Source organism: Mycobacterium simiae, assembly GCF_008370645.1.
GTDB lineage: Bacteria > Actinomycetota > Actinomycetes > Mycobacteriales > Mycobacteriaceae > Mycobacterium > Mycobacterium simiae_A.
In genome coordinates, this window is the sequence record NZ_VTZN01000036.1 from 19,858 (window position 1) to 35,016 (window position 15,159).

General features: G+C 64.7%; 11 protein-coding genes. 5 read left to right on the top strand and 6 right to left on the bottom strand.

All coding sequences use genetic code 11. From position 1 onward, the window contains the following. The first annotated feature begins 122 nt into the window (after positions 1 to 122). Entirely contained in the window at positions 123 to 1,502 is a 1,380-nt protein-coding gene (locus F0Q45_RS08495) for an alpha/beta hydrolase (protein WP_149653532.1), read from the top strand. Between the two features lie 77 nt (positions 1,503 to 1,579). Beyond that, positions 1,580 to 1,828, top strand: a complete 249-nt coding sequence (locus tag F0Q45_RS08500) for a hypothetical protein (RefSeq protein WP_149653521.1) — start codon at positions 1,580 to 1,582, stop codon at positions 1,826 to 1,828. Between the two features lie 56 nt (positions 1,829 to 1,884). Here the strand turns inward: F0Q45_RS08500 and uvrA are convergent, their stop codons facing one another. Continuing rightward, positions 1,885 to 4,800: an excinuclease ABC subunit UvrA gene (gene uvrA / locus F0Q45_RS08505; RefSeq protein ID WP_149653522.1), complete on the bottom strand. Its 2,916-nt coding sequence runs from the start codon at positions 4,798 to 4,800 to the stop codon at positions 1,885 to 1,887. A 135-nt stretch (positions 4,801 to 4,935) separates the two neighbouring features. Here uvrA and F0Q45_RS08510 point away from each other — a divergent pair, with 135 nt between their 5' ends. Beyond that, complete coding sequence (locus F0Q45_RS08510; RefSeq protein ID WP_188112840.1) at positions 4,936 to 5,613, top strand: MBL fold metallo-hydrolase; 678 nt, start codon at positions 4,936 to 4,938, stop codon at positions 5,611 to 5,613. Between the two features lie 12 nt (positions 5,614 to 5,625). Here the strand turns inward: F0Q45_RS08510 and F0Q45_RS08515 are convergent, their stop codons facing one another. After that, on the bottom strand, positions 5,626 to 6,066 hold the full coding sequence (locus tag F0Q45_RS08515; protein WP_149653524.1) for a universal stress protein: 441 nt from the start codon (positions 6,064 to 6,066) through the stop codon (positions 5,626 to 5,628). Between the two features lie 270 nt (positions 6,067 to 6,336). Here F0Q45_RS08515 and F0Q45_RS08520 point away from each other — a divergent pair, with 270 nt between their 5' ends. Next, positions 6,337 to 7,959 carry a glycosyltransferase family 39 protein gene (locus F0Q45_RS08520; RefSeq protein ID WP_149653525.1) on the top strand — a complete coding sequence of 541 codons (1,623 nt, stop codon included), beginning with the start codon at positions 6,337 to 6,339 and terminating at the stop codon, positions 7,957 to 7,959. Here F0Q45_RS08520 and F0Q45_RS08525 read toward each other — a convergent pair. Both F0Q45_RS08525 and uvrB read right to left on the bottom strand, forming a co-directional pair. Then, on the bottom strand, positions 7,948 to 9,360 hold the full coding sequence (locus F0Q45_RS08525; RefSeq protein ID WP_149653526.1) for an MFS transporter: 1,413 nt from the start codon (positions 9,358 to 9,360) through the stop codon (positions 7,948 to 7,950). The two genes, F0Q45_RS08520 and F0Q45_RS08525, sit on opposite strands and share 12 nt — an antisense overlap. Then, positions 9,357 to 11,525 (bottom strand): excinuclease ABC subunit UvrB, encoded by a 2,169-nt coding sequence (uvrB, locus tag F0Q45_RS08530; RefSeq protein WP_149653527.1) that lies wholly within the window; start codon positions 11,523 to 11,525, stop codon positions 9,357 to 9,359. The genes F0Q45_RS08525 and uvrB overlap by 4 nt, the downstream gene beginning before the upstream one ends. Positions 11,526 to 11,682: 157 nt before the next feature. Here uvrB and F0Q45_RS08535 point away from each other — a divergent pair, with 157 nt between their 5' ends. After that, the gene (locus tag F0Q45_RS08535; protein ID WP_149653528.1) at positions 11,683 to 12,123 is read left to right on the top strand and encodes a DUF402 domain-containing protein; all 441 of its coding nucleotides are present in this window, start codon (positions 11,683 to 11,685) and stop codon (positions 12,121 to 12,123) included. Positions 12,124 to 12,223: 100 nt separating this feature from the next. Here F0Q45_RS08535 and coaE read toward each other — a convergent pair whose 3' ends face one another. After that, complete coding sequence (coaE, locus tag F0Q45_RS08540; protein WP_149653529.1) at positions 12,224 to 13,450, bottom strand: dephospho-CoA kinase; 1,227 nt, start codon at positions 13,448 to 13,450, stop codon at positions 12,224 to 12,226. A gap of 11 nt (positions 13,451 to 13,461) precedes the next feature. Next, positions 13,462 to 14,907 (bottom strand): 30S ribosomal protein S1, encoded by a 1,446-nt coding sequence (gene rpsA, locus F0Q45_RS08545; protein ID WP_149653530.1) that lies wholly within the window; start codon positions 14,905 to 14,907, stop codon positions 13,462 to 13,464. Positions 14,908 to 15,159 lie beyond the last annotated feature (252 nt).

A 15,159-nucleotide genomic window follows, 5' to 3' on the forward strand; every position in this document is an offset into this window, starting at 1 on the left:
ACCCACAGCGGAACGTTGGGGTCAACACGTTCCAGAACGGTTACCGTTCGATCACAATAGTTTCTGTGACAGCGTCGACGGCGTATTTTGCCCTACCGCTGGTCAGCGCGCACACCTCCCTGATGCACGGCTGGGTACCGATCTCGGTACAAGTGCTAAGCGCGACCGTCCTGCTGCTGGCCGCCGGGTCGCGTTCCCGTCGCTGGCGACGGTTGCTACCGGCGGCGACCGCGGTCGGCGGTGCGGTGGCCTATGTAGTGCGTTGGTATGTCGGCGGGCTTGCCAACGAGCCGGCGCCAGTGGCCGTGTGGGTATGGGCCGGTTTGATTGGCGTGGCGATGACGGCGCTGGTCCTGGGCTGGCGTGGGGCACGCTGGTGGGGCCGCGGCACAGCGGTGCTGGCCGTGCCGCTTTGTGTGCTCAGCGTGGCGCTGGCACTGAACGTCTGGGTTGGCTATGTCCCCACCGTCGAGGCCGCGTGGAACCAGCTCACTTCCGGCCCGTTGCCCGACCAGGCCGATCAGGCCACCGTTACCGCGATGGCCGGCAAGGGGGCGCGCCCGTCGCACGGCAGCGTGGTGCCGGTCACCATCCCGTCCACGGCCTCCCATTTCAAACATCGCGGTGAGCTTGTGTATCTGCCGCCCGCCTGGTTCGCCAGTTTTCCCCCGCCGCGGCTGCCGACCGTGATGATGATCGGCGGCCAATTCAACACTCCCGCCGACTGGGCGCGCGCTGGCAACGCGGTCAGCACCGTCGACGAGTTCGCCACTGCCCATCACGGTAACGCGCCTGTCCTGGTATTCGTAGACTCCGGCGGCGCATTCAACAATGACACCGAATGCGTCAACGGACAACGCGGCAACGCCGCCGATCATCTGACTAAAGACGTTGTGCCCTACCTGATTTCTACCTTCGGCGTCAGTTCGCAGCCAGCCAACTGGGGCATCGCGGGCTGGTCGATGGGCGGGACTTGTGCGGTGGATTTGACCGTCATGCACCCCAACCTGTTCAGCGCTTTCGTCGACGTCGCCGGTGACTACTACCCCAACACGGGAAGTAAGGTGGAGACCATCGCCAAGCTGTTCGGTGGCAACGCCGATGCTTGGGCGGCCTTCGACCCGACAACGGTGATCACGCGTCACGGCCCGTACACCGGAATTTCGGGATGGTTTGCTATTTCCGTTCCTGCTCAATCGGCAGCTCACCGCGATTCCCCGATCGCCGACCTGGCGGCGATGCGGGCGGCCGGGCACGATGCCGCTGCCAACCCGAGCAACCAGACCGCGGCCGCCAACGCGCTATGCGCTCTGGGCCGCGCCAACGGCATTGACTGCGTGGTGGTTGCCCAACCCGGCAAGCATGACTGGCCCTTTGCGGACCAGGTGTTCGAGCGGGCGCTGCCGTGGTTGGCTGGCCAGTTGGGCACCCCGGACGCGCCGCGGATACCCTTGCCCGGCATGGCCGCTCCGGGCGCCCGCGTCGTCCCCGCTGCGCGGTAGCCGGTGCCGCCGGTCGCGCTGAGCGCGGTGATCGCCGCCGACAGCCCGGGGCGACGCGGCAGCAGTAACGTGGCGGCATGCCCGACGAACCGACAGATCCTGACGCGGACTCAGCAGACGCCGGATATGACAGTGCCGGCGTGCCGACCTTCGAATCCGTCCGCGAGAAAATCGAGTCCCGGTATGCGGCGGCATTGGGTGCCGCCGAACTCGACGCCGAAACAGCCGGGGGCCAAGCAGTGGAGGAACAGTACGAGAGGGTGCTGCGCGCGGCTGCGGAGCGCCTAGCCCAGATCCGTGAGTCGATGGGCACCGATGAGTGTTAACCCAATCGGCACCAGCGGGCACGGGCGAGGATGTCGGCACACGATTACCAGCTGACTCAGGCGCTGACTTTGCGTCGCCGGTTCGAGCGGGGTGCACTGGCCGCTGCCAGCCCAACGACATCAGCGAGGAACTTCCCGGTGTAACTTTCCGGCACGGCCGCAATGTCCTCCGGGGTGCCTTGGGCGACAACGGTTCCGCCACCGGCGCCGCCCTCCGGTCCCATGTCGATGATCCAGTCCGAGGTCTTGATCACGTCCAGGTTGTGTTCGATGACGATCACCGTGTTGCCTTTGTTGACCAGGCCGCTGATGACGCTCAACAACTTGCGGATATCTTCGAAATGCAGGCCGGTGGTGGGCTCGTCGAGGATGTAGATGGTGCGACCGGTCGAGCGCTTCTGTAATTCCGATGCCAGCTTGACGCGTTGCGCTTCGCCCCCGGACAAGGTCGGCGCAGGCTGGCCTAGCCGTACATAGCCCAACCCGACGTCGACCAGGGTGCGCAGGTAGCGGTGGATACCGGAGATCGGCTCGAAGAACTCCGCCGCCTCCTCGATCGACATGTCCAGGACCTCGGCAATGGTCTTGCCTTTGTAATGCACCTCCAGGGTTTCCCGGTTGTAGCGGGCGCCCTGGCACACCTCACAGGGCACATACACGTCGGGCAAGAAGTTCATCTCGATCTTGATGGTGCCGTCGCCGGTGCACGCCTCACACCGACCGCCCTTGACGTTGAAGGAGAACCGGCCCGGTTGATAGCCACGAACCTTGGCCTCGGTGGTGGCGGCAAACAGAGTGCGGATCTTGTCGAAGACTCCGGTGTAGGTAGCGGGGTTGGAGCGTGGCGTCCGGCCGATCGGCGATTGGTCGACCCGTACCAGCTTGTCGAGGTGGTCTAATCCGGTAACACGGGTATGCCGGCCGGGAACCTGCCGGGCGCCGTTGAGCCGGTTGGCCAACACCGCGGCCAGGATGTCATTGAGCAACGTCGACTTGCCCGAACCGGATACGCCGGTGACCGAGGTCAGCACACCGAGGGGGAACGACACGTCGATCCCACGCAAGTTGTGTTCGCGGGCGCCGACCACGCTGAGCTGTCGCCGCGGGTCAACGGGACGCCGTAGCGCGGGAATCCCGATGCTTTCCCGGCCCGACAGGTAGGCGCCGGTCAGCGAATCCTGGTTGCGCAGCAGCTCGTTCAGCGGCCCGCTGTGCACGATGCAGCCACCGTGCTCGCCGGCCCCAGGACCGATGTCAACGATCCAGTCGGCATGCTCGATGGTGTCCTCGTCGTGCTCGACTACAATCAGCGTGTTGCCTAAATCCCTTAAGCGGGTGAGGGTTTCGATGAGACGACGGTTGTCGCGCTGGTGCAGCCCAATGGACGGCTCGTCCAGCACGTAGAGCACACCCACCAGTCCGGAGCCGATTTGGGTGGCCAGCCGGATGCGCTGTGCCTCACCCCCGGACAGGGTGGCTGCCGCCCGCGACAGCGACAGATACTCCAGCCCGACGTCGAGGAGGAACCCGAGCCGCGATTGGATTTCCTTGAGGACCTGCCCGGCGATTGCCTGCTCGCGCGGACCTAGGGTGAGTTCGTTCAAGAAGTCAGCACAGTCGGCAATGGACAGCTCACAGACTTCCGCGATGGACTTCGGGCCCCGCTCCCCCGCGGCCAATGTCACCGCCAGGATCTCCGGCTTGAGCCGGGTGCCCGCACACACCGGGCACGGAACGTCGCGCATGAAGCCCTCGTAGCGCTCCTTCATCTGCTCGGACTCGGTCTGGGACATCTTGCGTTGCAAAAACGCCAGCACGCCCTCGAAATCGGCGTAGTAGGAGCGGGTGCGTCCGTACCGGTTGCGGTAGCGCACGTGTACCTGCTCGTCGCAGCCTTCCAGGATCGCCTTGCGCGCCTTGGCCGGCAGCTTGCGCCATGGGGTGTCGACGTCGAAGCCCATCGCCTCGCCGAGCCCGGCCAGCATCCGGGTGAAGTACTCCGCGCTATGGCCGGTGGACCACGGCGCCACCGCGCCCTGCGCCAGGGTGAGCTCCGGGTCCGGTACCACCAGCTCAGGATCGACCTCTTTGCGGATGCCCAGACCGCTGCACTCCGGGCAGGCGCCGTAGGGCGAGTTGAATGAGAACGCCCGCGGTTCTAGGTCGTCGACGGCCAGGGCGTGGGCGTTGGGACAGGCCAGCTTTTCGGAGAAGCGCTGTTCGTGTGAATGTCCCGGCTGGTCATGTCTTTCCTCGTCCGGGAATTCGAGCACCACGATCCCGTCAGCCAGGTTCAGCGCGGTCTCCACCGAGTCGGTGAGCCGTTGTTTGGCGGCGGCTTTGACGGTCAGGCGATCCACCACCACCTCGATGTCGTGCTTTTCCTGCTTCTTCAGCTTCGGTGGATCGGTCAGCGGATGCACGACGCCGTCTACCCTTACCCGGCTGTAGCCCTGGGCGTTGAGCTTGTCGAACAGGTCGGCGAACTCGCCTTTGCGGGTGCGCACCACCGGGGCCAGCACTAGGAAACGGGTGCCCTCCGCCATGGCCAGCACCTGATCGACGATCTGCTGGGGCGTCTGGCGCGCGATGCGTTCACCGCAGGTCGGGCAGTGCGGGGTACCGGCGCGTGCGTACAGCAGTCGCAGGTAGTCGTACACCTCAGTGATGGTCCCGACCGTCGACCGCGGATTGCGGTTGGTGGACTTCTGGTCGATGGACACCGCTGGGGAAAGCCCCTCGATGAAGTCGACGTCCGGCTTGTCCATCTGCCCAAGGAACTGGCGGGCATAAGCCGACAACGATTCCACGTAGCGCCGCTGGCCTTCGGCGAAGATGGTGTCGAAGGCCAACGAAGACTTACCGGACCCGGATAGCCCGGTGAAAACGATCATCGCGTCACGGGGTAGGTCGAGGTCCACGCTGCGCAGATTATGCTCGCGCGCACCCTTGACGATCAGGCGCTCAGCCACTCAGTTCCTTCCGCATCCTTGCACATTCCTTGCACATTCCTTGCGCATTCCTCCGACAGCCGCCAGCTCGTTCCCATGCTATGTGCACCTACCGACAAGCACTCGGGGACCAGTAACGTGACCGCTATGACGCGCATGACTGTCGTCGCTGACAACTACACCGGACACGTCGACCCGGGGACTGCGGCCCGCCGCACCCTGCCCGGGGCCATTATCCTCAAGGCTTCGGTGGGCCCGATGGACAACAATGCCTACCTGGTGAGCTGCTCCACGACCGGGGAGACGTTGCTGATCGACGCCGCCAATGACGCCGACGTGCTCATCGATCTGATCCGGCGTTATGCGTTGCAGGTCGCGCTGATCGTCACGAGCCATCAGCACTTCGACCATTGGCAGGCGCTGCAGGCGGTGTCCGATGCTACCGGCGCGCCCACCGCGGCCCACGAGATCGACGCCGAAGCGCTACCGGTGAAACCGGACAGGTTCCTGGCTGGGGGCGACACGATCCAGGTCGGCAAACTGGCCTTGGATGTCATCCACTTGCGCGGCCACACACCCGGATCAATCGCGCTGGCCCTCAACGGGCCCGCAACCGGTGAGGTGACGCAGCTGTTCACCGGAGACTGCCTTTTTCCCGGAGGTGTCGGCAAGACCTGGCAGCCCGGCGACTTCGTGCAACTGCTCGATGACGTCACCACCCGGGTATTCGACGTCTACCCAGATCCCACAGTCATTTACCCGGGCCACGGCGACGACACCCTGCTCGGCGCCGAACGCCCCCACCTCGACGAGTGGCGGGCGCGAGGCTGGTAGCCCCGCCGCGAATTACGTGGTGTGCACAATCAGCACATCGATCTTGGCCCGCCGCGAGACGTTTGCCGGCACCGATCCCAGCAACCGGCCCGCGATCGTGCTGAGACCGACGTTGCCCACGACCAGCAGGTCGGCGTTGACCTCCTCAGCGAGGTGCACCAGCGCGTCCACCGGAGCACCGACGATAGCGCGGTCTTCGACGTTTTTCGCCCCGGCGTTGTGCGCGCGTTCCTTGGCGTCGTGCAAGATCTCATAGATCGGGGCGGTGCCCGTCACTTTGTAGCTTTCGTCCTTCAGGGCGTCCGCGGCCCGGGCGTCCTCGTGCTGAGGCAGGTACGCCGACGCGATGATCAGCTTGGCATCCGCCCCGGCAATCTGCGCGGCCCGGTCAACCGCGCGCATCGACGAATCCGAGCCGTCGGTTCCTACCACCACAGTGTGATACGCGCCCATTTGCCCTCCCAGTGTCGGTTGCTACGCCAACCCCAGACAGTATCGCGTTGCCTGATCTAGATGCGTCAGATTAACCACAGTGCGACGGCGTGGCGCAACCAGCATTTGCCTGGCCACGCCAGTACACCGGACACTGGATATCGATGAATACGCTAACGGCTGTCAACGGCTGTCCGGGAATCATCAGCAGCACAACGTCTTTCGTAAGAAGCGGCTACGCCTGGCAGCTGATGCCAGCAGCTGCGCGTCGCGTGACGGGCCGGGCTGGTGATGATGGCCCGTGACCGTTGTCATCGCCCGGACCCTACAGTGACAGGCATCATGTCCGCCCCCGCGCTTGAGCACAATGCGGCGGCAGTCATCGGCAATACGGCACGCTCCCGCGCCCGCGGGCGGCGCCTGGACCCGTGGGCGATCGGTTTGCTGGCTACAGCCCTCAGCGCTGCCTGGGCCAGTCGACCTTCGCTGTGGTTCGACGAGGGTGCGACCATCTCGGCTGCCGCGAGCCGGACGCTGCCCGAGCTGTGGAAGCTGCTCGGTCATATCGACGCTGTGCACGGCCTGTACTACCTCTTGATGCACGGCTGGTTTGCCCTATTCCCGCCGACGGAGTTTTGGTCGCGGGTGCCCAGCAGCATGGCCGTTGGCGCCGCCGCTGCCGGCGTCGTCGTCTTCGCCAAGCAGTTTTCCGACCGCAGCACCGCCTGGTGTGCGGGCGCCGTCTTCGCCATCCTGCCCCGAGTCACCTGGGCGGGCATCGAGGCTCGCTCCGCTGCGCTGTCGGTGGCGGCCGCGGTCTGGGTGACGGTACTACTCGTCTCGGCGGCGCGGCGCAACCGCCCGTGGCTCTGGCTGCTGTATGCGTTGGGGTTGATGCTGTCGATATCGGTCAGCATCAACCTAGGGCTGCTGGTGGCGGTCTACGCCGCGATGCTGCCGCTGTTGACGCGCGCAACGGCTCGAAAATCTCCTGTCGTCTGGTGGGTGGTCGCCTCGGTGGCCGCGCTCGGTGCTATGACGCCATTCGTCCTGTTCGCTCATGGCCAGGTGTGGCAGGTCGGTTGGATTTCGGGGCTGGACAGAAACCTGTTCCTCGATGTGGTGCATCGTCAGTACTTCGATCACAGCGTGCCGTTCGCCATTCTTGCCGGCGTGGTTGTCGGCGCCGCGATCGTACTGAGACTGACGGGCGCGGCCGGGCTCGACGGCGGCACCCGCACGCTGCTGCTCGCCAGCGTGGCGTGGGTCGTGATTCCTACTGCGGTGGTGCTGATTTACTCGGCGACGGTTGAGCCGATCTACTACCCGCGCTACCTGATTCTTACCGCTCCGGCGGCGGCCATCGTGCTGGCGATCTGCATCGTCGCGATTGCTCGCAAGCCGGTTCTCATCGCCGGTGTCGTGGCTCTTTTCGCGGTTGCCGCATTCCCGAACTATTACTTCACCCAGCGGGGCCCGTACGCCAAGGAGGGCTGGGATTACAGCCAGGTGGCTGATGTGATCAGCGCACATGCCGCACCGGGGGACTGCCTGCTGGTGGACAACACCGTGTCGTGGAAGCCAGGACCAATCCGCGCGCTACTAGCCACCCGTCCGGCCGCGTTCCGGACGCTGATCGACGTCGAACGCGGTGCCTATGGGCCCAAGGTCGGCACTTTATGGGACGGCCATGTCGCGGTGTGGCTAACGACGGCCAAGATCAACACGTGCTCCACCTTGTGGACGATCACCAACCGGGACAAGTCATTGCCGGACCATGAGATGGGACAGTCATTGTCGCCGGGAACGGCGTTCGGGCGGACGCCCGTATACCAGTTTCCCAGCTATCTCGGCTTCCACATCGTCGAGCGGTGGCAGTTCCACTACTCGCAGGTCGTCAAGTCAACTCGATGAGCGACGTTCGCGGTGGGTCGCCCGGAAGGAGGCAATGAGCGCGACCACCGCCAGCACGGTGAATACCCCGTATAGCCAGCGCGCTTCCGCCACGTCGCCACCCGCCGCGTTGTTGACCACCACACCGGCCAAGCCGGCACCGACGGCACCCGAGATCAGCTGCACAATGTTGACCGCCGCGGCTGCTGAGCTGCTCTCGGCCGGGTCGTCGACACAATCCATCGCACGTACCGTCAGATGCGGCCAAGCCATTCCGATACCGACCCCGGTGGCCAGCAACGCCAGCGCCCACAGTGCAACCGTCCCCGGGGGCGCATTGGCACGCTGGGTGGCCGCACCCAGCCCCAGGCCCGCCGCCACCACCAGCGGCGCCGCCGCCACCACGTACCCAATGACCCGGATACTGTTGAGCGATGCACTGACGATCTGGCTGGTTGTCCAGCCGAAAGCCAGTGCCGCACCCAGAAATCCGGCTGCCACCGGTGTCAAGTGCCCTAATCGCTGACCAAACAGCGGCACGTAGGTCGTCACCATTGCCGCAACCATCTGTACCGACATGGTCAGGTAGATCCATTTCAACGGCCCGGATCCAAAGACGCTGGGCGGCAACACAGCTACTTGCATGCGCCAGTCGACGACCACAAAGATGGCTATCAGCAGCGCGGCGGCGGCAAGCAGCCCGGCAGTCTGCACCAGGTACCGCGGGAACTCGGCGACGCTGACTGCCAGCGCGGCGGCTCCCATCAGCAGCACCGACCACACCGGCACCCGGTGCTGGCGGGTCACCGATTTGTCGCCTCCGCTGCTCACCCGCCTGGTCAGCACAGCAAAGACCAGCATCACCATCAGCGCAGCCAGCACCGCCATGGCACCAAACGCCCACCTCCACAGCTTGAACTGCGCGAAAAGTCCACCCGCGGCGGGTCCAAGCAAAGTCGCGACGCCCCACATCGCCGATACCAGCGCTGAACCACGAGTCCACAGTCGATGCGGCAGCGCAGCATTGATCAGCGCGTAACCCAGCCCGGCTAGCAGCCCGCCGGCCACTCCCTGCAGGGCGCGTCCAGCCACCAGGATCTCCATGCTCGGGGCGGCCGCGCACAGCAGACTGGCAACGCCGAAGACGGTCAGTCCTATCAGGTACGACGCGCGGGCACCGACTCGCAACAACATCGCGTTGACCGTGGTCGCCGCCACCACCGAACCAACCAGGTACAGGGTTGTCACCCACGCATACAGCCGACTGCCGCCGATTTCGGCGATGGTGCTGGGCAGCAGGCTGACCGTCAGAAACTCGTTGGTGGCGTACATCGCGACACCGCCGGCCAGCATGGTGGCAGTACCCAGGTGCCCGCCCAGCAGCTCCCGCCAACTGCCGGCCTCCCTTGCTGTGTTCGTCACCTCAGCCCGGCGGCGTCCATCCCCCGCAATTCCCGCTTGAGGTCGGCAATCTCGTCGCGGAACCGGGCGGCCAGCTCAAACTGTAGGTCACGGGCGGCGGCCATCATCTGCGCGGTGAGATCCCTGATCAGGTCGGCGAGTTCGGCGCGCGGCATGTTGGATGTGTCACGACCTTCGAACACTCCCGCGCTCACCGCCCGGCCCGGCTCGCCCTGAGCGCGACGCCCGCGCGATGCGTTGCGCCCGGACCCACCCACCGGGACAGGTTCTGCGGCGTCGGTATCCGCGGCCTCGCGGTACACCTGATCGAGGATGTCGGCGATCTTCTTGCGCAGCGGCTGCGGGTCGATCCCGTTGGCCTCGTTGTAGGCGATTTGCTTTGCGCGCCGGCGTTCGGTCTCGTCGATCGCCTCTTTCATCGAGTCGGTGATCTTGTCCGCGTACATGTGGACTTCGCCGGAAACGTTACGTGCGGCGCGTCCGATGGTCTGGATCAGACTACGTGTCGACCGCAGGAATCCCTCTTTGTCCGCGTCGAGGATTGCGACCAGCGACACCTCCGGCAGGTCCAGACCCTCACGTAGCAAGTTGATTCCGACCAGTACGTCGTAGTCACCGAGCCGAAGTTGGCGAAGCAACTCCACCCGGCGCAACGTGTCCACCTCGGAGTGCAGGTAGCGCACCCGGATACCCATCTCGAGCAAGTAATCGGTGAGGTCTTCGGCCATCTTCTTGGTTAGCGTCGTCACCAGCACCCGCTCATCGGCGTCTGCGCGCTTGCGAATCTCACCAATCAGGTCGTCGATCTGGCCTTTGGTCGGCTTGACCACCACCTTGGGGTCCACCAGACCGGTCGGCCGGATCACCTGCTCGACAAACTCGCCGCCGGATTGGCTGAGTTCGTACGGCCCCGGGGTCGCCGACAGATACACCGTCTGTCCGATTCGGTCGGCGAACTCCTCCCAGGTCAGCGGGCGGTTATCGACAGCTGACGGCAATCGGAAGCCGTAGTCGACTAGGTTACGTTTCCGCGACATGTCGCCTTCGTACATGCCGCCGATCTGCGGCACGGTGACGTGCGACTCGTCGATGACGAGCAGAAAATCCTCAGGGAAGTAGTCGAGCAGGGTGGCCGGCGGCGAGCCCGGCCCTCGGCCGTCGATGTGGCGGGAATAGTTTTCGATGCCCGAGCAGAAGCCGACCTGCCGCATCATCTCGATGTCGTAGTTGGTGCGCATCCGCAGCCGCTGCGCTTCCAGCAGCTTGCCCTGGCGCTCCAATTCGGCGAGTCGCTCGGCAAGCTCCTCTTCGATGGTGGAGATCGCCTGCGCCATGCGCTCCGGCCCGGCCACGTAGTGGGTGGCGGGAAAGATCCGCAGCGAGTCCACCTGGCGGATCACCTCGCCGGTCAGCGGGTGCAGGTAGTACAGCGCCTCGATCTCGTCGCCGAAGAACTCGATGCGGACCGCCAGCTCTTCGTAGGAGGGGATGATCTCTACGGTATCGCCGCGCACCCGAAACGAGCCGCGGGTGAAGGATAGGTCGTTGCGGGTGTACTGCACATCAACCAGCAGCCGCAGCAGGTCGTCCCGCGGCACCTCGGTGCCCACTCGTAGCTCGACGGAGCGGTCCAGGTAGGACTGCGGGGTGCCCAGACCGTAGATGCAGGAGACCGAGGCCACCACCACCACATCGCGCCGCGACAGCAGCGCCGACGTCGCCGAATGCCGCAACCGCTCCACGTCGTCGTTGATCGAGCTGTCCTTCTCGATGTAGGTGTCGGTCTGCGCGATGTATGCCTCCGGCTGGTAGTAGTCGTAGTACGAGACGAAGTACTCGACCGCGTTGTGCGGCAGCATCTCTCGTAGTTCGTTCGCAATCTGAGCGGCCAGCGTCTTGTTGGGTTCCATCACCAGGGTGGGACGTTGTAGCCGTTCGATCAGCCACGCGGTGGTGGCTGACTTCCCGGTCCCGGTGGCGCCCAGTAGCACCACGTCACGCTCCCCCGCCGTGATTCGCCGCTCCAGCTCCGCGATGGCGGCCGGCTGGTCGCCGGCTGGCACATGCTGGCTGACCACCTCAAAGTGGGCCCCAGCGCGCACAACGTCCTCGACGGCGCGGTATTCCGAATGAGCGACTACCGGGTGTTCAGTGGCAAAGGCCATACCAACCAGGGTAGAACCCCGTACCGACAGCACCGGCCTGAGCGTGGTGGACCTTCCGGCCGTCGCGGTGGGCAGCAGGTAGGGTGACGTCATTCATCCGCCGAAGCACGAAACATTCGACCTGCTCGCCCGCACCAATACCGATCCGAAGGGGTTCGTGCGGGCGGTTGACCAGTATGTCGTACATCGGTGGGGGCTTTACCTGGCCCGGCCAACTCCCGGTCGTGCTCAGTTCCGCTACCTCGAGTCGTGGCTGCTGCCGTCGTTAGGGCTGCGCGCCAACGTCTTTCACTTCAACGCGGGCCATGAACGCGACTATGACTACTACCTCGACGTGGGTCAGTACACCCCTGGCCCGGCAATCTGGCGTTCCGAGGACCACTACCTCGACATTGAGGTTCGAACCGGACGCGGGGCTCAATTGGCCGACGTTGAGGAACTGCTGGGCGCCGTTCGCCACGGATTGCTGGCTCCTGAGGTCGCTGAGCAGGCAGTGCGGCACGCGGTAGCCGCCATCGACGGGCTGGCCCGCCACGACTATGACCTCACGCGCTGGCTCGCCAGCCAAGGTATGGCACTCACCTGGCGCCCAGTGTGATTGTCGCGGCCGCCGCGCATCGTTTCCGGATGCGGACACGGTGACCCGACCCACGGCGTGCCACAGTGCGGCATAACCTTGCACAGCTAAGTGCCCGGCTTCAGGGTTGCCAGCCGGTGGTGTCGGCCCACTCCCATGCTCGCCGGTAGGAATCGAGGAACCACGGTTCCTTGGCGCTGGCATACCCCGCGATGTCGCAGCCACCGCCGCTTCTTTCGGCTGTGCGCTTGACTTCCAGGTATTCGGCGCGCAACGCGGAGTTAGCTCTCAACCAGTCCACAAAAAGCAGAGCAAACTGTTGATTGGGCCAACCGTCCACCCTGATATGCACGTTAGTCGGCCGGCCGGGATCCGCGGAGGCGTGAAAGCGTTTGTGCCACAAGTCAGGGTCGACGCTGTGGTCATAGTGGTCGACAGTGCTGCGACCGTCGGCCTTGGCCACGTCCTGGGTGACGTGCTCAAGGCGTGGATAACCGGCGGATAGCAGGGGCTCGACAAGTTCGTCTGCTACCGCCAGTGATTCGACGGTGATCTGAATGTCGATCACGTCCTTGGCGGGGAACGCTGGTACCGCGGTGGATCCGATGTGGTCTACGCGCAACGCCCGATGGCCACACGCCGTCGTCAACCGTGCCACGATGCGACGGGCCTGGTCCGGCCAATTCGGATCTGGCAGCACCAGTCGCGGCGCAGCGCGTGCGCGCTGGCGCTCGGTGAGGTTGTGCGCGAAGGGCAATATCCGGTTGTGCCAGACGTCGCGGGCTCGCTCAACCAAGGCGTCGAGGGCGCCCGAGTTGTCCAGCCACACGTCGGCCACCGCCCGGCGCTGCTCGTCGGTGGCCTGGGCGGCGATCCTGGCGCGGGCGTCGGCTTCTGACATTCCGCGCTGCTCGACCAGACGTCGCACCCGCACTTCGACATCGGCATGCACAATCACCACCAGCGGGAACAGCGGCGCCATCCCCGACTCGACCAGCAACGGAATGTCCTCTACGACAACAGCGCCGCGCGAGCTCCCCGCCACCGCTGCGATGATCTCCGCGCGGCGCTTAGCCACCAGCGGGTGAACGATGCCGTTGAGCTTGGCGCGTGCCTCATCGTCCCGAAAAGCCTTGGCAGCCAATGCCGGCCGATCCAGCCCTCCGCTGGGTAGCAAGATGTCGCGGCCGAACGCGTCAACCAATGAGGCCAGTCCCGCGCTACCCGGCTCGACGACCTCCCGGGCCAGCACATCGCCATCGACGATGATTCCACCGAGTTGCGAGAAGGTGGCCGACAACGCCGACTTGCCGGCACCGATGCCACCGGTCAGCCCGATGCGCAGCATCTGCGAAGCTTTTACGCGTTGCCGGCCAGCTTCTCACGCAGCGCCGCCAATTGAGCATCGCTGGCCAGCGATCCACCCGCGGACTTCTCCGAAGCCGCTGCGCCGCTCGAGGGTTGGTCACCACCGTTGTGGACGGCAGCCTCAGCTGCGGCGAACTTCTCCATCTGCGTCGTATGCATCTTGTGGCGCCGCTCGGCCTCGGCGTAGCGGGCTTCCCATTCGTTGCGCTGTGCGTCGAATCCTTCAAGCCACTCGTTGGTTTCGGAGTCGAAGCCCTCGGGGAAGATGTAGTTGCCCTGCTCGTCGTAGCTGTCGGCCATGCCGTACTTCGCCGGGTCGAACTCCTCGGTGTAGTCCTCGTTGGCTTGCTTGAGCGACAACGAGATTCGGCGGCGCTCCAAGTCGATGTCGATGACCTTGACCATCGCGTCGTCGCCGACGGCAACCACCTGGTCGGGCACCTCGACATGACGCTCGGCCAGCTCGGAGATGTGCACCAGACCCTCGATGCCCTCCTCGACGCGGACGAACGCACCGAACGGCACCAGCTTGGTGACCTTGCCCGGCACAATCTGCCCGATCGCGTGGGTGCGGGCGAAGTGCCGCCACGGGTCTTCCTGAGTAGCCTTCAGCGACAACGAAACCCGCTCGCGGTCCATGTCGACGTCGAGCACCTCGACGGTGACCTCGTCACCAACCTGGACCACCTCGGATGGATGGTCGATGTGCTTCCACGACAGCTCGGAAACGTGCACCAAACCGTCCACGCCGCCCAGATCCACGAAGGCGCCGAAATTGACGATGGAGGAGACCACGCCCTTGCGGATGGTGCCCTTCTGCAAGTTGTTGAGGAATTCGCTGCGCACCTCAGACTGAGTCTGTTCCAGCCAGGCCCGCCGCGATAGCACCACGTTGTTGCGGTTCTTGTCCAGCTCAATGATCTTGGCTTCGATTTCCTTACCGATATACGGCTGCAGATCACGAACGCGCCGCATCTCCACCAGCGAGGCGGGCAGGAAGCCGCGCAGCCCGATGTCAAGGATCAGACCGCCCTTGACCACTTCGATGACGATGCCCTTCACAGCCTCGTCCTTATCCTTGAGCGCCTCGATGGTGCCCCAGGCACGCTCGTACTGTGCGCGCTTCTTGGACAGGATCAGCCGGCCTTCTTTGTCCTCCTTCGTGAGGACCAACGCCTCCACCTCATCGCCGACGGAAACGACCTCATTGGGGTCGACGTCGTGCTTGATGGAGAGTTCGCGGGCGGGGATGACCCCTTCGGTCTTGTAGCCGATATCGAGGAGCACCTCGTCCCGGTCCACTTTGACGATGGTTCCCTCGACGATGTCGCCATCGTTGAAGTACTTGATCGTTTTGTCTATTGCGGCGAGAAAGTCCTCGCTGGTGCCTATGTCGTTGACGGCTACTTGCGGCGAGGTGACGGCGGGACTCGGCATATTGTTGGGTTGCTCCGGACAGGGTTCATCGTAGGGACAATTGGGTTTACCTGATGAGGCTACTCGACGCGGCGCAAGCTGGACAAACTCGCCCGGCCTCAGCCGAGAATCCGCGCGTGCGACGGCGTGGTGCACGGCACTGGGTAAACGGCTTGACTCGTCGACGATACTCCGGTCATGCAGCATTTGATCCACGTCCTGCCGGCATTCCTGCTGGCATGCGTCGTTCTGGCCGTTCTGCCCGGTCCCGCC

Bases quoted from the DNA above. Each gene is read 5' to 3' on its own strand.
- F0Q45_RS08495 (WP_149653532.1), top strand. From the start codon at position 123: ATGCACGGCTGGGTACCGATCTCGGTACAAGTGCTAAGCGCGACCGTC.
- F0Q45_RS08500 (WP_149653521.1), top strand. From the start codon at position 1,580: ATGCCCGACGAACCGACAGATCCTGACGCGGACTCAGCAGACGCCGGA.
- F0Q45_RS08510 (WP_188112840.1), top strand. From the start codon at position 4,936: ATGACTGTCGTCGCTGACAACTACACCGGACACGTCGACCCGGGGACT.
- F0Q45_RS08515 (WP_149653524.1), bottom strand. From the start codon at position 6,066: ATGGGCGCGTATCACACTGTGGTGGTAGGAACCGACGGCTCGGATTCG.
- F0Q45_RS08520 (WP_149653525.1), top strand. From the start codon at position 6,337: ATGATGGCCCGTGACCGTTGTCATCGCCCGGACCCTACAGTGACAGGC.
- uvrB (WP_149653527.1), bottom strand. From the start codon at position 11,525: ATGGCCTTTGCCACTGAACACCCGGTAGTCGCTCATTCGGAATACCGC.
- coaE (WP_149653529.1), bottom strand. From the start codon at position 13,450: ATGCTGCGCATCGGGCTGACCGGTGGCATCGGTGCCGGCAAGTCGGCG.
- rpsA (WP_149653530.1), bottom strand. From the start codon at position 14,907: ATGCCGAGTCCCGCCGTCACCTCGCCGCAAGTAGCCGTCAACGACATA.